We start from the raw sequence: 19,632 nt of genomic DNA, 5'->3' as shown, positions 1-19,632 counted from the left end.
AATTATAAAGAAAAATAAGATAAAAGATTATTATTTTAAAATTCAAATGCAATTTGATCATCTAATGATAAATCTTTTAAAATTCCAAGTTCTTCAAAAGATTCTAAATGCGCTTTTGTGATATTTGTTCGTTTTTGCAAATCAGTAATTGATAAGAAAGGTTTTTCTTTCCGAGCATTAATGATACTATATCCAACAGCACCCCCTAAACCATCAATCGCTGAAAATGGTGGTAAAATAATTTTTTCATTATTATCATTTTCAACAACGGTAAAGTTTTTATTCATACTTGTTTTTAAATCAATATTACTCATTTTAATACCCCGAGCGTACATTTCTAACGCAATTTCATAAACGGGAATCAAATCCTTTTCTTTTTGCGATGGTTTATTTGGTGCATTAAAATCTTTATTATCCAAACGAACTTGAATATCACGTAAAACTTGTTTAATTGTTTCTGCTCCTTTTAAAATTGTTTTAATATCAAAAACATCAGTTCTGGTTGAAAAGAATGTTGCATAATATTCAACAGGATAATTTATTTTAAACCACGCCACTCGTCATGCCATTAAAACATAAGCTGTTGCATGTGCTTTAGGAAACATATATTTAATCTTATTACATGAATCAATATATAATTGTTCAACATTATTTTCTCGCATTAATTGCTCTTGTTCTGGAGTTAACCCTTTTCCCTTCCGAACATCTTCCATAATTTTAAAAGCACTTTGCGCTGGTAATCCTTTATAAATTAAGTTAACCATAATATCATCACGACAACCAATAACATCAGAAATTCGAATATTTTGATTTCGAATTAGATCTTGTGCATTACCAACTCAAACATCTGTTCCATGTGATAATCCTGAAATTTGAACTAAATCAGCAAAAGACGTTGGTTTAGTATCTAATAACATTTTCCGAACAAAAAAAGTCCCAAACTCCGGAATTCCAATTGCTCCTGTTTTTTCACCATTAATATCTTCTGGTTTAATTTTTAAAACATCTAGACTACGAAAAAGACTTAACACTGCCTCGTCATTGGTTGGAATTGTTTTTGGATTAATTCCTGTTAAATCTTCTAACATTCGTAATGCTGTTGGATCAACATGCCCTAAAATATCTAATTTTAAAACATTATCGTGAATAGCGTGGAAATCAAAGTGTGTTGTCAATCAATTTGATTTGATATCATCAGCGGGAAAATTAACAGGCGTAAATTCTTCAACTTGATATTCTTTTGGAATAACAACAATTCCCCCTGGATGTTGCCCTGTTGTTCGTTTAACTCCTTCACACCCCTTGGCAATTCGTTTTAATTCAGCCCGGCGTTTTAAATGCAAGGTATTCTTATTTTCAAAATAACCTTTAACATATCCATAAGCAGTTTTTTCTGCCACAGTTGAAATTGTACCAGCACGATAAACATTCCGCTCTCCAAACATTTCTTTCGTAAAATCATGGGCAATTGGTTGATATTCACCAGAAAAGTTTAAATCAATATCAGGAACTTTATCTGCTTCAAATCCTAAAAATGTTTCAAAAGGAATATCATGGCCATCTCCTTTTAATGGTTGTTGACACTTTGGACAATTACGTGATGGTAAATCATAACCACATTTTACTGACCCATCAACAATAAACTCACTATAACTACAATTTGAACATAAATAATGTGGCTGCAAGGGATTCACTTCCGTAATATTACTCATTGTTGCAACAAAACTACTCCCAACACTTCCTCGCGATCCAACTAAATAACCATCTTGTAATGATTTATCAACTAATTTATGAGCAATTCAATAAATAACGGCAAAGCCATGTTTAATAATTGCACTTAATTCTCGTTCTAACCGTTTTGCAACAATTTCTGGCAATGGATTTCCATAAATCTTATAAGCATTTTTATAACATAATTCTCTTAAAAGTTCATCACTGCCATCAATTTTGGGGGTGTATAATTTATCCTTAATAATTTCAACTTTTTCAATTTGGTTTGCAATAAGATTTGGATTTGTAACAACAATTTCGTAAATTAATGCATCATCATTTAAAAATTTAAACTCATACAACATTTCCGTTGTTGTTCGTAAAAATTGATCGGGGTAATCAGTCACCCGTTGTTTATAATCATACAATTGATGCGGTCTTCCTCCAATTCCTTTCGCATTAATATAAACCTCACGAAAAATTTTATCTTCTGGATTAAGATAATGAACATCACCAGTTGCAACAACTAATTTATTTAATTTTTTTGCAGCATAAATAATATCTTTAATAACTGTTAACAACCGGTCCTCTGATAAATCACCCATTTGAACCAAGTGTTTATAAACACTTGGGGGTTGAATTTCAATATAATCATAAAAACTAATAACTTCTGTTAACTCACTAAGATCTTTATTCCTTGCTACTTCAAAAACATCACCATTAACACACGATGAACCAATTAACAAATTAGCACGATGTTCATTAATTACACTGCGTAATAATTTTGGTGACGAATAAAAATAGGTTGTATGTGCCGCTGTAATTAATTTAAATAATTCCAATAATCCTTGTTGATTTTTGGCAAGAATCGTCATATGTTTTGGTCGTAACTTTTTATAAACAGCAGAATTATGAATTTGATCAATATCATCATCAAATTCAACCCCATAAACATTAATCATTTTGCGTAACTGGTGTTCATAAACATCAGTTAAAACAATCGCATCATAATCTCCACGGTGCGCTACTTCTCCATTATAAATAACATTATAACAACGAGCAATCGTTCCTAAACGGTAGTTCTTTAACGTTGGTTCTAAAATCCTTGATATTTGCAAGGTATCAATAACAGTATTATTAATTTTAGAACGGCCCGCTTTTTCTAACCATGATTGAATAAAACCTAAGTCAAATTCTGCATTATGGGCAATCAAAATTGCATCTTTAAAATATTCTAAAATTTGGTCAATTGATTCAATAAAAGTTGGTTTATCAGCTAATAATTCATCAGTAATTCCGGTTAATTCGGTTGTAAATGAAGATAATTTAATTGTTGGTTTAAATAAGTGATTAATAATTTTTCGTTCACCACTAATCCCATCCATAATAACTGCTCCAAACTCAATAATCTCATCATAACTACTACTCAAACCAGTTGTTTCCAAGTCAAAAATAACATATTTTGCTGTCCGTAAATCATGATGATGAGGATTTTTAACATACCAAACTTTATCATCCAGCATGTCAGCTTCCACCCCATAAATAACTTTAATATCAGGATATTTCATATTAATATTATAAATTTCGGGGTAAGCTTGGGCATTTAAGTGATCAGTAAAAGCAATTGCTGAATGCTTTCAATGTTGTAATGTTTTAAAAAGGGCAGGAATATTAACAACGCCATCCATTGCACTCATTTTAGTATGTAAATGTAATTCAACACGCTTTTCATCCGCATTATCTTCACGATATAAGTCCTCGCGATCTAATCGCGCAATTTTTTTAATAAAAAGCATTTGTTCATTAGCATAAGTATCATAACGAATATCACCAAAAATGCTAACTCATTCATCAATTTTTAGTTCTTCAAAAAAATCATCTGCCTGTTCAGTACGGGTAAAAAACTTTCCAGCAATAGTATCGCTATAATCAGTTATCGTAATTGTATAAATAAATTTTTTAGTGGAAATTAATTGTCGATCCTTATTAACAATTTTCCCATAAATTGTGACATTTGGCGCATCTTGGTCAATATCAGAAAGACGTTCATAACTTACTTGCCCCATTTTTCCTTTTACATAATTATTAGTTCCATTCCGTGCCTGCTTTGTTGTAATTGCTGGTTTTAACATTAAACTTTCATTTTTCTGCTGATCTTCTTGGTATTTTATTAATTCTTGTTCATTAATTTCTAAAATATTATTTTCTTGTAAATCGACTATTAAATCTAATCGTAAATTATGAAACCCATAACGACGTAATTTGTTTTCATAATAATGACAATGTTCACTAACAAGTTTTTTTTCACTATCTGAATGAACTGTAATTTTTAAAATATTATCTACTAACATAAAACGTGATAGGGGTAATTTACTAAAAAAACTATTTTTTAATTCTGATTTATTAAAACGAATATATTCTAAATAAGTAAAAATAGTTTCTAATTGATAATTTTTATTCCGTACTAGGAACGAAACTTTCGTTGGTAATGTTGGGTTTGCTAATAACGTTGTTTCTAATTTTAATAAAACATCAGTTGGCAAAAAATCATTAATTTCAATAATAACACGAAAAAACGATTCTCCTGTACTATACTCGCTTTTAATAATTTTTGCATCAGCAAAATAATTATCAGGAAATTCTAAGTTGTTAACTGTAAATAGTTTTACCAATTGTTGATCCATTTGTCATCCCTCATCTATCTATCTTCTTTAAAAAAAGACATCTTTAATTGTTATTCCAATAAATAATAAAATAAAGAGCACTGCCCCCGTGACATTAATAATAATTTTTACCTTGTGCGGAAGCTGCCAATTTTGTTCTTTTACCTGATATTCTTCTAATAATAATTTTTGCTGTGCTGGATTATGACGCTGTTTTCAAATTTGGAAACGTCCTTTGAGACGTTTCCCACCACCAACAATTCCTTCAATTAATGTTTCTAAGAATTTGTATCCATCCAATGGTGGAATCGGAATTAAATTTAAAACAAATAAGTTTGCTGATAACATTGCGACATACATAAAAAATAATGCTGGTCCTTCCGTTAAAATTGAAGAAACTGTTTTTGCAATTCCAACTGGTCCTGATAATTGTCCTCATTGACCAGTAAATAATAAACCAAATGATTTTAAAATTGTTACTGATTCAGTAAAGGTTTCACGTCAACCATAACCATAAGCCTGTGCTGTTGTAGCAAACTGGCGATCAGGTGCACGAATCCCAACGGTATAAGTACTGCCAGTTATTTTTAATTCAACTGGTTCATTTTGAAACAATCGATTAGTTGAATCGGTTGTTACCTCTTTTTTATTGTTCACCCGAACAAAATCTAATGTAATAAAATTAGCGCGCTGATGTTCATCGCTTTGATTATATTGTTTTTTTAAATTATTAATAAAATTATAAACTGTTGTTTGATAATTCGGAATATTATTAATAGTTCCAAGATGACTAACTAAAATCTTATTAGCTTCATTATATTTTTCATCATCCTTTTCATGATCACGATAATAATTTTGTGCCACTTTAAGATTGGCTTGGTTCGGACCTAATCAATAATTTAAAATAACAATATCCTGTCCAATTGGTTCTTTACTTGTTTTTATAGCATTATATGCTGCTCCTCCGACATCATATTTTGCTCCTCAATATGTCATATCTGATGGTTTGGCATTTAAAGCAGCAAAAGTTGTTGTAAAAATGAAAACAGCAATAAAAAAATTCATTAAAGCTCCCGCCACAATAAAAATTAATAGTTTTCATTTAGCAATGTTCTCCATTTTTCGTTCTTTTGGAATTTCCTCTTCTTCGCGCCCTTTTGGAGCATCAACTAATTCACTGGCAATATACACATAACCACCAAAAGGAAAAATTCGAATTGAATAACGCGTTTCTTTTTTACCTCAAGAAAAAATCTTTGGGCCAAACCCAATTGCAAACTCATAAACATATGCTCCCGATAATTTTGCAATAACAAAATGGGCAAATTCATGAACTGTAACTAGCATTAATAAAATTATAATACCAATTACAAATCCTAAAACTATCATTCCCGCTGACATTTATATACTAACTCCTAACTTACCTTTTCATAACATTATTTTTCCGAAAAATAATTAATAATTTCTCTTTTAATAGTATCATTAAATTGTTTTATTTGCTGATAATTATATAGTTTTTGTGGCTTAATTTTATCCATAAAAAACTCAATATAATCAACAATTTGATAAAATTTAATTTTTCCCGCTAAGAATAACGCTCGTAACTGTTCATTTGCTGTATGAAAAGCAACAGCCAAAGCGTTGTTTTCATTCAAACAACGATAAGCTAATTTTAGCGCCTTTCATCGTGATAAATCTGCTTTTTGAAATGTTAAAGTAATTAAATCACTAAAATCTAATGGTTTTAATAAAGGATTTTTTTTCCGCAGCGGATAATAGAAAAAATAATTTAAAACTTGAATCATTGATGGTGGTGATAACTGTGCTAAAATTGAGTAATCTTCATACTGCACCGCTGAATGCAAAATTGATTGGGGATGCAACACAACAGTAATATTTTTTGTTTTAAATAAATGATATGCTTCAATAACTTCAAAAGCTTTATTAACCATTGTTGAAGAATCAATGGTAATATTTTGTCCCATTTGTCAGTTTGGATGACACAAAGCTTGGCTTTCATTAATTGTTGTTAATTGAGCTAATGTTTTATCAGCAAACATTCCTCCTGAAGCAGTTAAAATAATCTCTTGCACCGGATTATCTTGCTCTAAACATTGAAAAATTGCACAATGCTCAGAATCAATTGGAAACAACTGATTTTGATGTTCTTCTAATAAGTTATTAATTAAATCACCCGCTAATACTAGTGATTCTTTATTTGCTAATAATAAGGTACGATGATATCCTTGCAATGTTTGCAAAGTTGGGTACAATCCTGCAAACCCCCCAATAGAATTAAGAACCATTACTGATGGGAATGTTGTTAAAATTTGATCAAAACCCGCTTCTTCAGTAACAAAAGTAATTGTTGGATACTTAACAGTAAATGCTGCTTGTTGTGTTGCATCAGCAACATGAACCATCTTAATTGTTGGTGATGTTGGTAATATTTCATCAAGAACGGTCACATTATGATAGACGCTAATCGCCCTAAGGATAAAATCATTTGGATTGGTTTTTATAATCTGTAAGGCTTGTTTACCAATGCTCCCTGAAGCCCCAAAAATAATAAGTTCTCGCATCATTAATTAGCGTTGCAATGCCACATTTGAAATAATAAACATTACAAAAAATATTAACGAAAATGAATCCAAACGATCTAGCACCCCCACCATGGCCAGGTAATAAATTACTAAAATCTTTAATATCATAACGACGTTTAATTCATGAAAAAGATAAATCACCTAATTGTGATAAAATACTTAACACAAAAGCTAATAAAACATAAATAACATAACGCATTACATGTTTATCATTATCATTTGAAAAGAAATTAAAAACTCAGTGTTTTTCATTTTTGTTTAAATTGAACATTAAAACAGCATAAGTAATAGCAATTCCAGCCGCCATTATTGTCCCTGTCGCAGCTCCTTCTCAAGTTTTGTTTGGTGAAACATTTGGTGCTAATTTGTGTTTTCCATAACTAACCCCTCCCACAAAAGCAAAAGTATCAGTTAAAATAATAATTAAAGCTAATCAAACAACACTGCTTCAACCATAATCAGGATTTAACATAAATTTATTCATTGCTTTAAAAGCAAAAATTAAATATAACGTAAAAATCAATACTAAAGTCATTTTACCAAAGGTAATTTCTTTTGAACTAAAAACTAGGCAATAATATACTAAAATCGCACATAAATAAATAACAAAAATAATTCATGGTTTCAACCAATTTCAATTTAATAAAGTATAAAACGGATAATTAATAGCGCCGATTCCACCATAACTTTCCGCAACAGATTCAACTGGAAATAAAAATAAAAACACCATTAATAAATAAGTAATAACTTGAGTATAAATTAGTCACTTTGTCCCCCCCCACTAACCGTAAAATCTCATAGTTAACTAACCCCAAAATTACGACATTAATGCCAATAAAAACATAATCAACAATATCAATATGAGCAACTTTACCTTGTCATTCTGTTGCAATTGCCCCAGTAAATAAATATAATCCCAAAAAAATTAATAAAACATAAAATGTAATATGTCGTGAAACATATTTTTTTTGAAACATTCCTTTTTTTTGTTCCACTTTCTTTGTTTCGGTAATATTATTGCCATTTGTATCTGATGGTGCATTTGTTTCATCAACAAGAACATTATCTTGCTTATTATTCATAACTTTTAACCCCTCCAAATCTTCTATTTCTATTATTATAATCTAATATTGCTGTTAACAAAGCATTTTCATCAAATTCTGGCCAAAATTTATCAGTAAAATATAACTCAGCATAACGATTTTGCAACAGTAAAAAATTACTTAAGCGTTGTTCACCACCACAACGAATCATTAAATCAACAGCTGGTAGATTTTTAGTATATAAATAATTAAACAAAGTTTTCTCATAAACTTCAGACAATTGCGCTGCTAACATTTCGTTAATAGCAGTGACAATTTCTTCAATTGCCCCATAATCAAAGGCAAAGGTTAATACTAAACCATTGTTATCCTTCGTTTGCTTAATAGCGTCATTAATAGCATCTAACGTTTTTGCTGGCATTTTTGTTTTACGACCAATATGGTTTAAAACAATATTTTCATTTTAAAATTACTTACTTCTTTATTATTTAATAATCGTTCTGGCATTTCCATCAAATAAGCAACTTCCTTTTTATTGCGCTTTCAATTCTCTGTTGAAAAACAATAAAGTGTTAAATATTTAACTCCTAATGCATTTGCTTTTAAAGCAACTTCTTTAATTCGTTTTGCTCCCTCTTCATGACCAGCTGTTCGCTTTAAACTTGTTTTGTTGCTCAACGACCATTGCCATCTAAAATAATTGCAATATGTTGTGGTACATTCATATTCCTTGTTCTCTCTTTCTTGTTTTATCTATTATTTATTATATCTGGCATAATAAAAAATGAAAGTTTATACTTATATTAGTTCTTTTTCCTTTAATGTCCCCTTTTCATCAAGCTGTTTAATAAAATTATCTGTTAATTTCTGAATTTCACCTTCATAGTATTTTTTATCATCATCGGTTAAATTGGGATCTTTTTTAATTTGTTCATTACTATCGCGGCGTTCATTACGAATTGCAATTTTAAAATGTTCAACTTCTTTTCACATATCTTTTACTAACATTTTACGACGTTCTTCTGTTAAAGGAGGAATATTTAAACGAATTAAATCTGCTTCTGAATTTGGTGATAATCCTAAATCTGACTTATTAATTGCCATAACAATTAAACTAATTGTTCCGCGATCATAAGGTTTAATTACTAATTGACGCGCCTCAGGAACCATAATATTTGCTAATTGATGAATTGGCGTTAGTGTTCCACAATAATCAATCATAATATGTGCTAACATATTTGGATTAGCACGACCAGTACGAATTTTTACTAATTCATTTTCAAATGTCCCTAATACTTTTGTCATTTTTTCTTTTGTTTGATTAATAATTTCTTGTGACATTTATTTTCTTCCTCCTGTAACAACTGTTGAACGAGCACTTCCGTGTGCTGCCTTATAAATATTATCTGGTTCATTAATGTCAAAAACAACAATTTTAACATTATCTTCCATTGCTAAACTTGATGCTGTTAAGTCCATCACTTTTAATTGTTTTTCTTGTAATTCATTTAAACTAATATTATCAAATCGAATTGCATCAGAATTTTCGCGCGGATCTTTGTCATAAATGCCATCAACACCGTTCTTTGCCATTAACATAACATCAGCATCAATTTCAATTGTCCGAATTGTTGCCGCAGTATCAGTTGTAAATTTTGGTTGGCCAGTTCCACCAGCCATAATAACAATTGCTCCTTTTTCCAAAGCAGCTTTTGCTTTTTTAAACAAATATGGCGATGCTACTTCTGGAACTTGAATTTTGAAGTTACAACAACATTTTCACTTCCTTCATTTTTTAAGACTGCTTCTAATGCTAGTGCATTCATTACGGTTGCTAACATTCCCATATAATCCGCACTAATCGGATTCATATTAATACTATCAGCACGATTACCACGCCAAATATTGCCACCACCAACAACAATCGCAATTTGAAGTCTTTCTCTTTGTAATTTAACAATTTGTCTAGCGATATCATGAATTCTCTTTGAATCATACAAATCATCAGGGTTTCCTAATGCTTCGCCAGACAATTTTAATAAAACACGCTTATATTGTAATGCCATCATAACATTCCTTTCTTTTTCTTGTTTATTCCTAATATATTATAAATTGTTTTAAAAAATAAGCAAAATAAAATTAGTAATTTATAGATTAATAAATAAAAAACTTCGGTTAATAAAAATTATCCACTTGTTTTTTTATAAATAATTGTTATAAATATAGTTAAGAAACAAAAGAGGAAAAACTGATGAGAAAAAAATTATTTACTGGGTATTTAACTTCATATTTTATTTTGGTAATTATTTATCTTACTTATAATATATCCATTAAAAATGTTGATTTAGAAATCAACGATAATTTATTTTATGCATCTGTTATTTTCCTTCTTTTTGCTTATTGTTTTAAAATTAAAATTGAATTTTTAAAATACCTTAAAAAAGCACAGAACAATTTAAAACTCTTTTTTACCAATATCTAATTTCTAAAAACAAATAACATTAATAATTATTTTAAATATTTTTCTTTCAAGAATTTTAACATTCCGTGAAGGTTTATTATTTACTAATTTTCGTAATTCTAAATCAATTAGTCAATTTAAAAAAGGACATGCGCCACCGTTAACTTAAAAAACAAAAAAGTTAAATATTAAAAAATACTAATTAAATTACTATTGCAATGCCAATAATTTTTTAATTTGAATTAATAACAAGGAGAAAAAAATGAAGAAATTATTAAGTATTTTAGGAACAATCACATTAGTTGGAACTGTTGCTCCCAATGTTGTTGCTTGTCATAACAAAAAACTAGTTACTAACGAAAGTATTACCGCAAAAGACCTGCAAGTCTTTAATGAAATTCAAGCAAAAGCAGGTGAAAAAATTAATCAAAAAATTAAAAATATTCCTTATATCGATAGTATAAAAAGCAACTTGTCAAAAATCTATTCTAAAGTAAATAAAGGAGATACTGATTCTTATCAATTAAAGTTAAGTAATCCAGAAGATAATAAAATTGTTACTTATTTTATCAATAGTTTTACAAAAATTTTTGATAATGTTAACCATGACTTACAAAATGAATATTCAAATTACTTTGTTGATGAAATGCCATTAACCCTAGATGATGAAAAAAATATTGTAAAAGTTACTTTTATTGATGTAGAAAATTTACGCAATAAATTTCCTAGTGATGTTAATCCAGAGCCCTTTTCAGCTGTTCTAGTTGATTACAAAGCAACACTTCAATTAAAATTTAAACAAATTTATGCTAGTTTTGGAATAACAAGTATTTACAATGTTACTGAAAATGTTACTGCCTTACATGCCCTTTCTGATAAAGCAGTAAGTTTTCTAATTGAAAACATTAAAGACTATTTTATTAAATTAGAAACTGTTAATTTTGGTGAAAATGAACTTTTTAAACCACTATATGATCAAATGATGTGAGATTTTGGAAAATATACTAAACCATTAGACGATATTTTCAAAACTGCTGTAAAAAATTATATTATAAGTCAAAAAGAATTTCAAAATATTAGTATTACTTATAATGATACACCCTTAATTGAAAAAGAACAAAATGGAGCATTAACATCAGAAAATAAGGGATATGATGGTTTAACAAACAATGCAAAAAAAAACAAGGTTTTATTGCAGGAATGAATTGGAGAAAAAATGAATAATGGTGTTGGTTGAGATAGCATTGATGATATCAAACCTACTGATTTTGTTGATTTTTATAAAAACAATGTTGGCCCCGTTTTCAATGTTGATGACAATGTTGGTTTAGACTTAGGCACATTAAAAATTAAACTAAATTATTTTAACATCTACGGATTAGGGTTATCTGGTAATGTAACAAATAAAAATAATGAAGATGCAACAATTACTTTGAACTTATCGCGAGCAGCAATTGACAAAAAATTAGTAAACTGAGGAAAAATTATTATTCAATTTATTAAATACGCCAAGGGTGGAACTTTTATTAGTAGTTTTGTTGAATTTAGATTTCCAAATAAAACATTTAAAAAGGTCCTAGAACAAAATAAAAAGGATGGTCTTCAAAGTGTTATTAACTTTTAGTAAAAGATTTTAAAAATTATGATGAAGCCAAAGATTTGGAAGACCTTGATTTATTTAATATTAAATTACATCCCCTATTGTCAAAACCTAAAGGAATAGAACAAAATTGAAGTTGATTAGAAATAGTTTGAGATTATCAAATAACAACTCCATGAGCAATGATGTTTACATTTGGTGAATCTTTTGATAGTGGCTTATACTATTCGTTTGTATCAAGTCCATGGTCTAATAGTGGCAAAATAGGAATGCAATTTTCTATAGCAGAAAGAACTAAAATAGAATAAGAAAAAAATTAAATAATAATAAAAACAAGTTTAAGTTACAACATTTAATTGTCCTTAAACTTTTTTTATTTGATTCACAATTTTTTATAATAAAACTTTGAAATATTGTCTTAATTAAAACCCATTCCGCTTAAACCACCCATTCCCGGAATGTTTGGCATACGACCAGATTTAATTTGGCGAGCAATCTCATCAACTTGTTTTTTTGTTTTTCAAATTGATTAATTAACTCATTATATTCTTTTTCTGTCCGCCCCGAACCTTTTAAAATCCGATTTTTTCGTGATAAGTGTTTTAACAACCGCGGTTCACGACGTTCTTTAACTGTCATTGAAGATAATAAGACTTCTGTTGCTTTTAATTTACGTTCTGCATCAGCAATTTTTTCATCACTCATTTTTGGCATTCAGGCAGTAATTTCATAATTCCACCCATTTTTCCCATTTTTGAGATTTGTCGCATTTGATTTAACAAATCTTGTAAATCAAATTGTCCCATCATCATTCGATTCATTGTTTTTTTAATATCACGTTCATCTAAAACATCTTTTGCCTTTTCAACTAGGGTTTGAACATCCCCTATTCCCAAAATTCGATCTGCCATTCGGTCGGGATAAAAAATTTGTAAACTACTCATTCCCTCTCCAGTCCCAATAAAAGTAATTGGCAATTTGGTTAAATGAGTAATTGATAATGCTGCTCCCCCACGAGCATCACCATCTAACTTAGTAACAACAACTCCGGTTAACTTTAACAATTGATTAAATTCTGTTGCAACATTAATAATATCTTGTCCTGTCATTCCATCAACAACAAGTAAGATTTCATCAGGAGTAATATTATTTTTAATTTCTTTTAATTCTTGCATTAATTCCGAATCAATATGCAAACGACCAGCAGTATCAATTAAAATAACATCATTTTTATTTTCTTTTGCATAAGTAACTGCTTTTTGCGCTGTTTGAACAGGATTTTGTGTTCCTCGTTCAAATACTTCAAGATTTAGATTCTTTCCAATTGTTTTTAACTGATCAATTGCTGCGGGACGATAAATATCACAAGCTACCAATAATGGTTTTTTTTGATATTTTTTTTCCACTAATTTGGCAATTTTACCAGTGGTTGTCGTTTTCCCACTCCCTTGTAATCCAACCATCATAACAATTGTTGGTTTTGAAGCAAAAGATAATTCCTTCGTTGTTTCCCAAAAATATTAACCAATTCTTCATGAACAATTTTAACCATCATCTGTGATGCATTCAAACCATAGGAAATATATTCTCCGCGGGCTTTTGTTTCTACTGCCTTAATAAAATCTTTCACCATTTCATTATTAACATCCGCTTCTAATAATGCCAATCTAATTTCACGCATTGTTTCACTAATAGCATCACTAGTTAAAGTTGATTTTTTCATATTTTTTTCAATTGATTTTTTCAATCGATTTGCTAAAAAGTCTCCAATCATCACTAATTCTCCTTTATTTTTTATAACAAAATCTTTCCTAATAGTTATAATACTAAAATTTCCATAAAAAAAGAATAAAAAATTAGACTGCACCCATTTTAGTAAGTACTAATAAAAAGTATTTACTATTTTTTTATTATATCTTTTTCTTTACGATTTGAATATCATGTATTTCATTTTATAACATCTTGTATATATTCTTCATGTGAATTATATATTTTATTATGGATTGTAGCTTTCTTAAGTAATGAATGAAAACTTTCTATAACAATATTATCTGCACAGTGGTAATTTTTCCCCATTGAAATTATAATACCGTTAGATACACATTTATCGAGATAAATAGCGGATGTGTATTGATATCCGTGGTCTGAATGAATTATTATTCCATTCAGATCTTTTTTTATTAATTTTATTTTATTAATTGCATCATTTAAATTATCTATTACTAATTTATTGTCATTATATTTAGATCACTTTACATCAACTATTTCTTTAGTATATCCATCAATAATTGTTGATTGATAATATTTTTCTCTTTTTCAAATTAAATATGTTACATCAGTATATAGCACTGAAAACCTTGTTTTTATATCATTGAATTTACGATTAATTAAATCAGGATATTGCAATAAACTTTTTTCTTTATTCTGTTTATATTTCATTTTTCTTCTCATTTTTCTTACATATTCAGGTTGTATTTGATTATAACGCATAATCCTTAAAACTTTTTTTGAATTATATTTTATATCATAATCTTCTTTTAAATATTTAGTAATTCTTCGATATCCAAATTGTTTTAAATTTTCTTCATAGACTTTTACAATATCATTTATTGCTTCTTTATCTTTTTTGCTACTGTCATAATTTTTATATTTATCTCAATAACTACGTTTTAACCCCGTTACTTCTAATAATAATTTTATTGAATATTCATGACAATTTTGTTTAATAAAAGAGACGATTCTTAGTTTGCTTAATTGTAAAAGTCATGGAGCTTTTTTAATAATTCATACCTTGTTTTATAATATTCTAAATCTCTTTTACCAAAAGAGATTTTAGGTCCTTTATGATTGTTTAATTTTCCTTTTTTATGATTTGCTCATCAAGATTCTACTGTATTTGCATTTAGATTATATTGTTTTGCTACTACTCAACAACTTTTTTGTTTAATTTCCTCAATGATTTTTGTTCTAAATTCTGATGTATATTTGTTATATTTTTGACCTTTTCTTGCCATATAAAATGCACCTCCTTTAAAAGTTTAGCAAAGTCTTTTTTTACTTTACTTACTTTTTGGGGTGCACTCTAAATTATTCTTTTAAATAACAGTTTCTGTTATTCGTAACTCTCTAATTACTGTAATAACAATGTCCCCTGGAATTGCCTTTGTTTTTTTAATTTTTTCTTTAATATCAATTGCAATTTTGTGTGTACGGTCATCATCACTAATAACTGGATTAACAATAACACGAATTTGACGTCCTGCTTGTAAAGCATAAACCGATTGAACACCAACTACTGTTTGACAGATTTTTTCTAATTCAGACATACGGGAAATATAATTTTCAAGATTATTATTACGGCTCCCTGGTCGTGCTGCTGATAATGTATCAGCAGCAGAAACAAAAACTGAATATGGATTATTAGCAGAGACTTCACCATGATGTGAAGCAATCGCATTAATGATAATTGGATTCTCATAACATTTTGTTGCTAACTTAACTCCCAAGGTAACATGGCTTCCTTCGTTATCAAAATCAACTGCTTTTCCAATATCATGTAATAGACCCGCTCGCATTGCAATTGATGCGTCTAAACCTAATTCACTAGCCATCATTGCCGTTAATTTAGCAACTTCAATTGAATGCAATAAAACATTTTGCCCATAACTAGTTCGGTATTTTAAAATTCCTAGATGGCGAATTAATTCAATGTCTAAATTATCTAATTCTAATTCAGCAACAACTTCTTTTCCTGTTTCCAAAATTGTCATTTCAATTTCTTCTTGCTCTAACTTGATTGTTTCTTCAATCCGATTTGGTTGAATCCGTCCATCAATTAATAGCTTTTCTAATGTTTTTTGGGCAATTTCACGGCGAATGGGGTTAAAAGATGAAATTTGAACAACATTTGGAGTATCATCAATGATTAGATCCACTCCAGCGGCTACTTCAAAAGTTCGAATATTACGGCCGTCTTTCCCAATAATCCGTCCTTTCATATTATCATCTTCCAAATAAACAGAAGTAGTTGTTTTTTCTGCCACAATATTAACAGCATAACGTTCAATTGCGCTAGTAACAATATTAATAGCTGTTTCTTTGGCGTTAATTTTTGCTGTATTCTCAGCATTTTTTAAAAATTCACCAATTTCTTTTTGGTAACGGTCACTTATTTCTTTAAAAAGTACATCTTTCGCTTCTTCAAGAGAATAACCAGTAACTTTTTCAAGCTGTTGAAGATTATTTTCAACTAGTTCTTGATAATAGTTAATCTTTCCTTGTAATTCTTCTTTCTTCCGAAACGTTTCTTGCTCTTTACTATGTAATACTTCTTCGCGTTCAATAATTAAACGCTCCCTATTTGTTAAAAACTTTTCCGTTTCTAAAAATTCTTCTCGTTTCCGAGCTAATTCATTATTCATTTCTTGTCTAATTTGTGCTGCTTCAACTTTTCCATCTGCTTTTGCAGCATTAATAATTTTTTTTGCCTTTTCTTCAGCTTGTTTTATTTTTAACTTTGTTTTTTTAATTAATTTAAATCTTAGATATTTTTCACATAAAAATCCAAGAAAGTAAAAACCAATTGCAACAGCAATAATGATTATTACTCATATAGATATTTCCATAATTATGTCTCCTCTACTTAGAGTATTAAGCAAGAAGTATTAATTTAAGTGTATAAGTGGAATAATGGTAATAAATAATTACCACATATATTATACTATTTTTTAAAGGAAAAAATGGAAATATTAACTATTTTAGAACATAACTGTGCTTTGATGAAATATTAAACTTTTGATTTTGATAAGTAATTATAATTAAATTTTTGTTAAGTTTAAACTTTAATTCGTATTTTGATGGTAATGTTCCATAAAGATTTAATTCTAATGAAACAGTGTCTAATTGTTCAAAATGATAATTATCTTCTTTAATAGTTGGAATAATGGTGTTTCCTTTTACAAAAAGCAAAATTTCATCTGCCGAACAAGACAATAAATAATATTGCTTTCCAAGATATTTCTTTTCTTTTTGGCCAAACAAAAACCATTCTCCTGCAGGTAAATAAACTTCTCGTTTCATTGTTTGTGGTGTTAAAATCGGAGCTATTAATAAATTACTCCCTAAATAAAGTTGATTATCAATTATTTGTGCAATTGAATCATCCTCATTTTCTAAAACCAGTATTTCATGATAATTTCAATTGCCCCAAAAGCATGAATTCGCATTGGAACTAAATCAGCCATTCCAAAAGCTATTCCTGTCATTACCGCATGGGCCAAATATAATAATGGTGCTGTATACATAAAAATAAATTCAATCGGTTCAGTAACACCCGTTAATAAACAAGCTAAGCAACCCGAAATATAAATTGATTTATATTTAACACGATTAGTTTTACTAATCGCATACATAATTCCAATTCCAGCTCCAATTAATGATCCTGTTGAAGTAATCATTTGACCAACTTTGAAACGTACTGGCTCAAAAGCATTTATTACAATTTGATAAACAGCATTAGCCCCCGTTGGATTGGAAACAATATTATTTGCATATTTCGTTCAATTATTTTTAACTAAATTTAAAGCTGTAATTCAGGTATATCACATTTGTTCTTGACCTTCTGGAATTAAACTTTTCTTATCAACTAAATTATTATTAACAGCATAATTAAAAAAAGCGACTAGTTCTTCTTTTGTAAGTGCTTGATTTTCAAATAAAGTATCTGAAAAAGTATTAACACTCGTAAAGTCTAGCACACCCCCTAATTAAGTATAATTCATTGGAATTGTAATCATGTTATGTAAACCAAATGGTAGTAACAAACGTTCTAAAAAACCATATCCAAAAGGAATAATAAACGGAATTTTATTATTTAAAGCAATATTATTCCCAATAACATTTATTCCCGTTTGAATTAGTGGTCAAAGTAGGGACAAAGTAATTGCAATTGGTAAACAAGCCACAATTACCATTAATGGCACAAAGTGTGGTCCATTAAAAAAAGATAACGCATTAGGTAAACGATTAAAAGCAAAAAACTTATTATAAACTCCAGCCCCAATAAAACCAGTAATAATTCCCCCCAATGCATCAAAACGGAGTGAATAAACCCCTTCTTGATTACTAAAATAATCCTTTTGGTTGGTTCATCTTCCCCCTAAAATATAATTCATAAACTCAGTTCCATCAGTTCCTGTTCTAGTTACAAAAAATGTTGCTCCAACACCTAATAATGTTAAATAAGCAATTGCTCCAGCAAAACAACCACCATCCTTATTTTTAGCCATGACCCACCAATAACAATAGCAAATAACAATCCAATATGAAGGAATGGCATTCAACCAATTGTTTCAATAATTGTTCCAATATGGTTTGCTACTTTGGCAATACTTGTAATTTGACCAAAGCCTAACGGTCCAATAATTTTACCAACAACAATGAATAACCCAGCAACTGGTAAAATTGCAATCATTGTTAAAATTGCCTTAGCAAATTTATTAATCCCAATTTTAAAGCGTGAATTCTTTCCCCCTTCAAATGGCACCTTAATTTTATTCTTTAATTTCATAAAATAGTTTTCCTTTTGCCTTAAATTTTCTGACTTTGCCATTCTTTATTTCTCCTTTCTATTTTAATTTTATTTACCACAAAAAAAATAAGAACTTGTCGTAACAAGTTCTTATTAAAAATAATTTACTTTATAAAATTCAAATAATTCTGGTTGGTATGTTTCTTTACTACATTCAACAACTTCATGATATTCTGAAAAAGTAATTGAATACTTTTTAGGCAAATATGTTTTAAAACTTAACTGCAAAAACTTTTCATCATAAGCATTAGGCAATTCTAAGCGTAAACATTTAAGGTTATTGATTAGCGTAATATTCCTTGAATGGATATAATATAATAAACTATCTTCACAATCTTTAAAGTTAAGGTTTTTTAAAATTGTTTTATTAACTCAAATAATGGAATATTTCTTAATCCTATCATTTTGATAACGAACTTTAATTAAACTCATAAAATCATTTTCCAAACATTGATATGTATCAAGAAAATATTGATCAAGCGGAATATTAACAACATATAATTTATTAACTGCATTGTCATATTTTTTTGAAAATGATAATTCCGTACTTCAAAAAACTCGATTCAAAGTAAAATAACCTTTCCCCTGCAAACTATAAATCATATTTTTTCCAATTAACTTTTTAAATGTATCACGAACAGTTGTCCGACTAACTTGATATTGTTTCATCAGCATTTCTTCTGATGGTAATCTAAACCCCGGTTTGCCTTTACTTATCATTGTTTTTAAAATTGTCTATAATTCTTTACTTCACATAGTATTAATTTTAAATTGAAAATCAATAAAAAAATGCTTTTTCTTTTAAAATTTTTGATTTTAAAAGAAAAAGCATTATTATGCATGTGGACTAAATGGATCAATAACCGTTAAAGTATCTGGTTCCTCTTTTGCACCCATTTTATGATCAATATTATAGTAAGTATTGTTTGACATTTTAATTCAATCAACAATGTCTTTTATCTC

The 19,632-nt window shown here is 28.9% G+C and carries 19 protein-coding genes and 3 pseudogenes; 3 read left to right on the top strand and 19 right to left on the bottom strand.

Annotated features, from left to right (window positions below):
- Positions 1-35: 35 nt before the first annotated feature.
- The 9 genes and pseudogenes from NL276_RS01015 to pyrH form a co-directional block, all read right to left on the bottom strand.
- Entirely contained in the window at positions 36-4,394 is a 4,359-nt protein-coding gene (locus tag NL276_RS01015; RefSeq protein WP_253301611.1) for a PolC-type DNA polymerase III, read from the bottom strand.
- A gap of 27 nt (positions 4,395-4,421) precedes the next feature.
- Positions 4,422-5,774 (bottom strand): site-2 protease family protein, encoded by a 1,353-nt coding sequence (locus tag NL276_RS01010; RefSeq protein ID WP_253301610.1) that lies wholly within the window; start codon positions 5,772-5,774, stop codon positions 4,422-4,424.
- A gap of 35 nt (positions 5,775-5,809) precedes the next feature.
- A complete protein-coding gene (dxr, locus tag NL276_RS01005) occupies positions 5,810-6,958 on the bottom strand; it encodes a 1-deoxy-D-xylulose-5-phosphate reductoisomerase (RefSeq protein ID WP_253301609.1) in 1,149 nt (382 codons plus the stop codon).
- Positions 6,912-7,706, bottom strand: coding sequence for a phosphatidate cytidylyltransferase (locus NL276_RS01000; RefSeq protein WP_253301608.1), 795 nt, complete (start codon positions 7,704-7,706; stop codon positions 6,912-6,914). The genes dxr and NL276_RS01000 overlap by 47 nt, the downstream gene beginning before the upstream one ends.
- Entirely contained in the window at positions 7,639-8,058 is a 420-nt protein-coding gene (locus tag NL276_RS00995; protein ID WP_253301607.1) for a hypothetical protein, read from the bottom strand. Before NL276_RS00995 ends, NL276_RS01000 begins: the two co-directional genes overlap by 68 nt.
- The gene (uppS, locus tag NL276_RS00990) at positions 8,051-8,440 is read right to left on the bottom strand and encodes a polyprenyl diphosphate synthase (RefSeq protein ID WP_253301606.1); all 390 of its coding nucleotides are present in this window, start codon (positions 8,438-8,440) and stop codon (positions 8,051-8,053) included. The genes NL276_RS00995 and uppS overlap by 8 nt, the downstream gene beginning before the upstream one ends.
- Before the next feature lie 23 nt (positions 8,441-8,463).
- Positions 8,464-8,697: an undecaprenyl diphosphate synthase family protein gene (locus tag NL276_RS00985; RefSeq protein WP_253301605.1), complete on the bottom strand. Its 234-nt coding sequence runs from the start codon at positions 8,695-8,697 to the stop codon at positions 8,464-8,466.
- A 120-nt stretch (positions 8,698-8,817) separates the two neighbouring features.
- The gene (gene frr / locus NL276_RS00980; protein ID WP_253301604.1) at positions 8,818-9,360 is read right to left on the bottom strand and encodes a ribosome recycling factor; all 543 of its coding nucleotides are present in this window, start codon (positions 9,358-9,360) and stop codon (positions 8,818-8,820) included.
- Positions 9,361-10,085 (bottom strand): annotated as a pseudogene (gene pyrH, locus NL276_RS05060) (UMP kinase). It abuts the gene before it with no gap.
- A gap of 185 nt (positions 10,086-10,270) precedes the next feature.
- On the opposite strand from pyrH, the gene NL276_RS00965 reads away from it, so the two are divergent.
- The 3 genes from NL276_RS00965 (at position 10,271) to NL276_RS00955 (ending at position 12,388) form a co-directional block, all read left to right on the top strand.
- On the top strand, positions 10,271-10,501 hold the full coding sequence (locus tag NL276_RS00965) for a hypothetical protein (protein ID WP_253301601.1): 231 nt from the start codon (positions 10,271-10,273) through the stop codon (positions 10,499-10,501).
- Between the two features lie 241 nt (positions 10,502-10,742).
- The gene (locus NL276_RS00960) at positions 10,743-12,104 is read left to right on the top strand and encodes a lipoprotein (RefSeq protein WP_253301600.1); all 1,362 of its coding nucleotides are present in this window, start codon (positions 10,743-10,745) and stop codon (positions 12,102-12,104) included.
- A 35-nt stretch (positions 12,105-12,139) separates the two neighbouring features.
- Positions 12,140-12,388 (top strand): hypothetical protein, encoded by a 249-nt coding sequence (locus tag NL276_RS00955; protein WP_253301599.1) that lies wholly within the window; start codon positions 12,140-12,142, stop codon positions 12,386-12,388.
- A gap of 110 nt (positions 12,389-12,498) precedes the next feature.
- On the opposite strand, the pseudogene ffh reads toward NL276_RS00955, so the two are convergent.
- From ffh to NL276_RS00900, 10 genes and pseudogenes are all read right to left on the bottom strand, one after another.
- Positions 12,499-13,854, bottom strand: a pseudogene (gene ffh, locus NL276_RS05055) (signal recognition particle protein).
- Positions 13,855-13,979: 125 nt separating this feature from the next.
- Complete coding sequence (locus NL276_RS00935; RefSeq protein ID WP_253301039.1) at positions 13,980-14,531, bottom strand: DDE-type integrase/transposase/recombinase; 552 nt, start codon at positions 14,529-14,531, stop codon at positions 13,980-13,982.
- A 12-nt stretch (positions 14,532-14,543) separates the two neighbouring features.
- A pseudogene (locus NL276_RS05050) lies at positions 14,544-14,690 on the bottom strand (helix-turn-helix domain-containing protein); the annotation flags it as partial.
- A gap of 140 nt (positions 14,691-14,830) precedes the next feature.
- The gene (locus NL276_RS00930) at positions 14,831-15,094 is read right to left on the bottom strand and encodes a transposase family protein (protein ID WP_253301010.1); all 264 of its coding nucleotides are present in this window, start codon (positions 15,092-15,094) and stop codon (positions 14,831-14,833) included.
- Positions 15,095-15,175: 81 nt separating this feature from the next.
- Complete coding sequence (rny, locus tag NL276_RS00925) at positions 15,176-16,705, bottom strand: ribonuclease Y (RefSeq protein WP_253301596.1); 1,530 nt, start codon at positions 16,703-16,705, stop codon at positions 15,176-15,178.
- Between the two features lie 127 nt (positions 16,706-16,832).
- The gene (locus NL276_RS00920) at positions 16,833-17,204 is read right to left on the bottom strand and encodes a glycoside hydrolase family 31 family protein (RefSeq protein ID WP_253301849.1); all 372 of its coding nucleotides are present in this window, start codon (positions 17,202-17,204) and stop codon (positions 16,833-16,835) included.
- A gap of 47 nt (positions 17,205-17,251) precedes the next feature.
- A complete protein-coding gene (locus NL276_RS00915) occupies positions 17,252-17,836 on the bottom strand; it encodes a PTS transporter subunit EIIC (protein WP_253301595.1) in 585 nt (194 codons plus the stop codon).
- 9 nt (positions 17,837-17,845) lie between these two features.
- On the bottom strand, positions 17,846-18,367 hold the full coding sequence (locus NL276_RS00910; protein WP_253301594.1) for a PTS transporter subunit EIIC: 522 nt from the start codon (positions 18,365-18,367) through the stop codon (positions 17,846-17,848).
- Positions 18,316-18,690: a hypothetical protein gene (locus NL276_RS00905; protein ID WP_253301593.1), complete on the bottom strand. Its 375-nt coding sequence runs from the start codon at positions 18,688-18,690 to the stop codon at positions 18,316-18,318. The genes NL276_RS00910 and NL276_RS00905 overlap by 52 nt, the downstream gene beginning before the upstream one ends.
- 72 nt (positions 18,691-18,762) lie before the next feature.
- Entirely contained in the window at positions 18,763-19,389 is a 627-nt protein-coding gene (locus NL276_RS00900) for a GntR family transcriptional regulator (RefSeq protein WP_253301592.1), read from the bottom strand.
- Positions 19,390-19,632 lie beyond the last annotated feature (243 nt).

This window comes from Spiroplasma endosymbiont of Phyllotreta cruciferae, assembly GCF_918697755.1.
The sequence above is the reverse complement of the archived record's forward strand: the minus strand, read 5'-3'. Positions and strand labels throughout refer to the sequence as shown.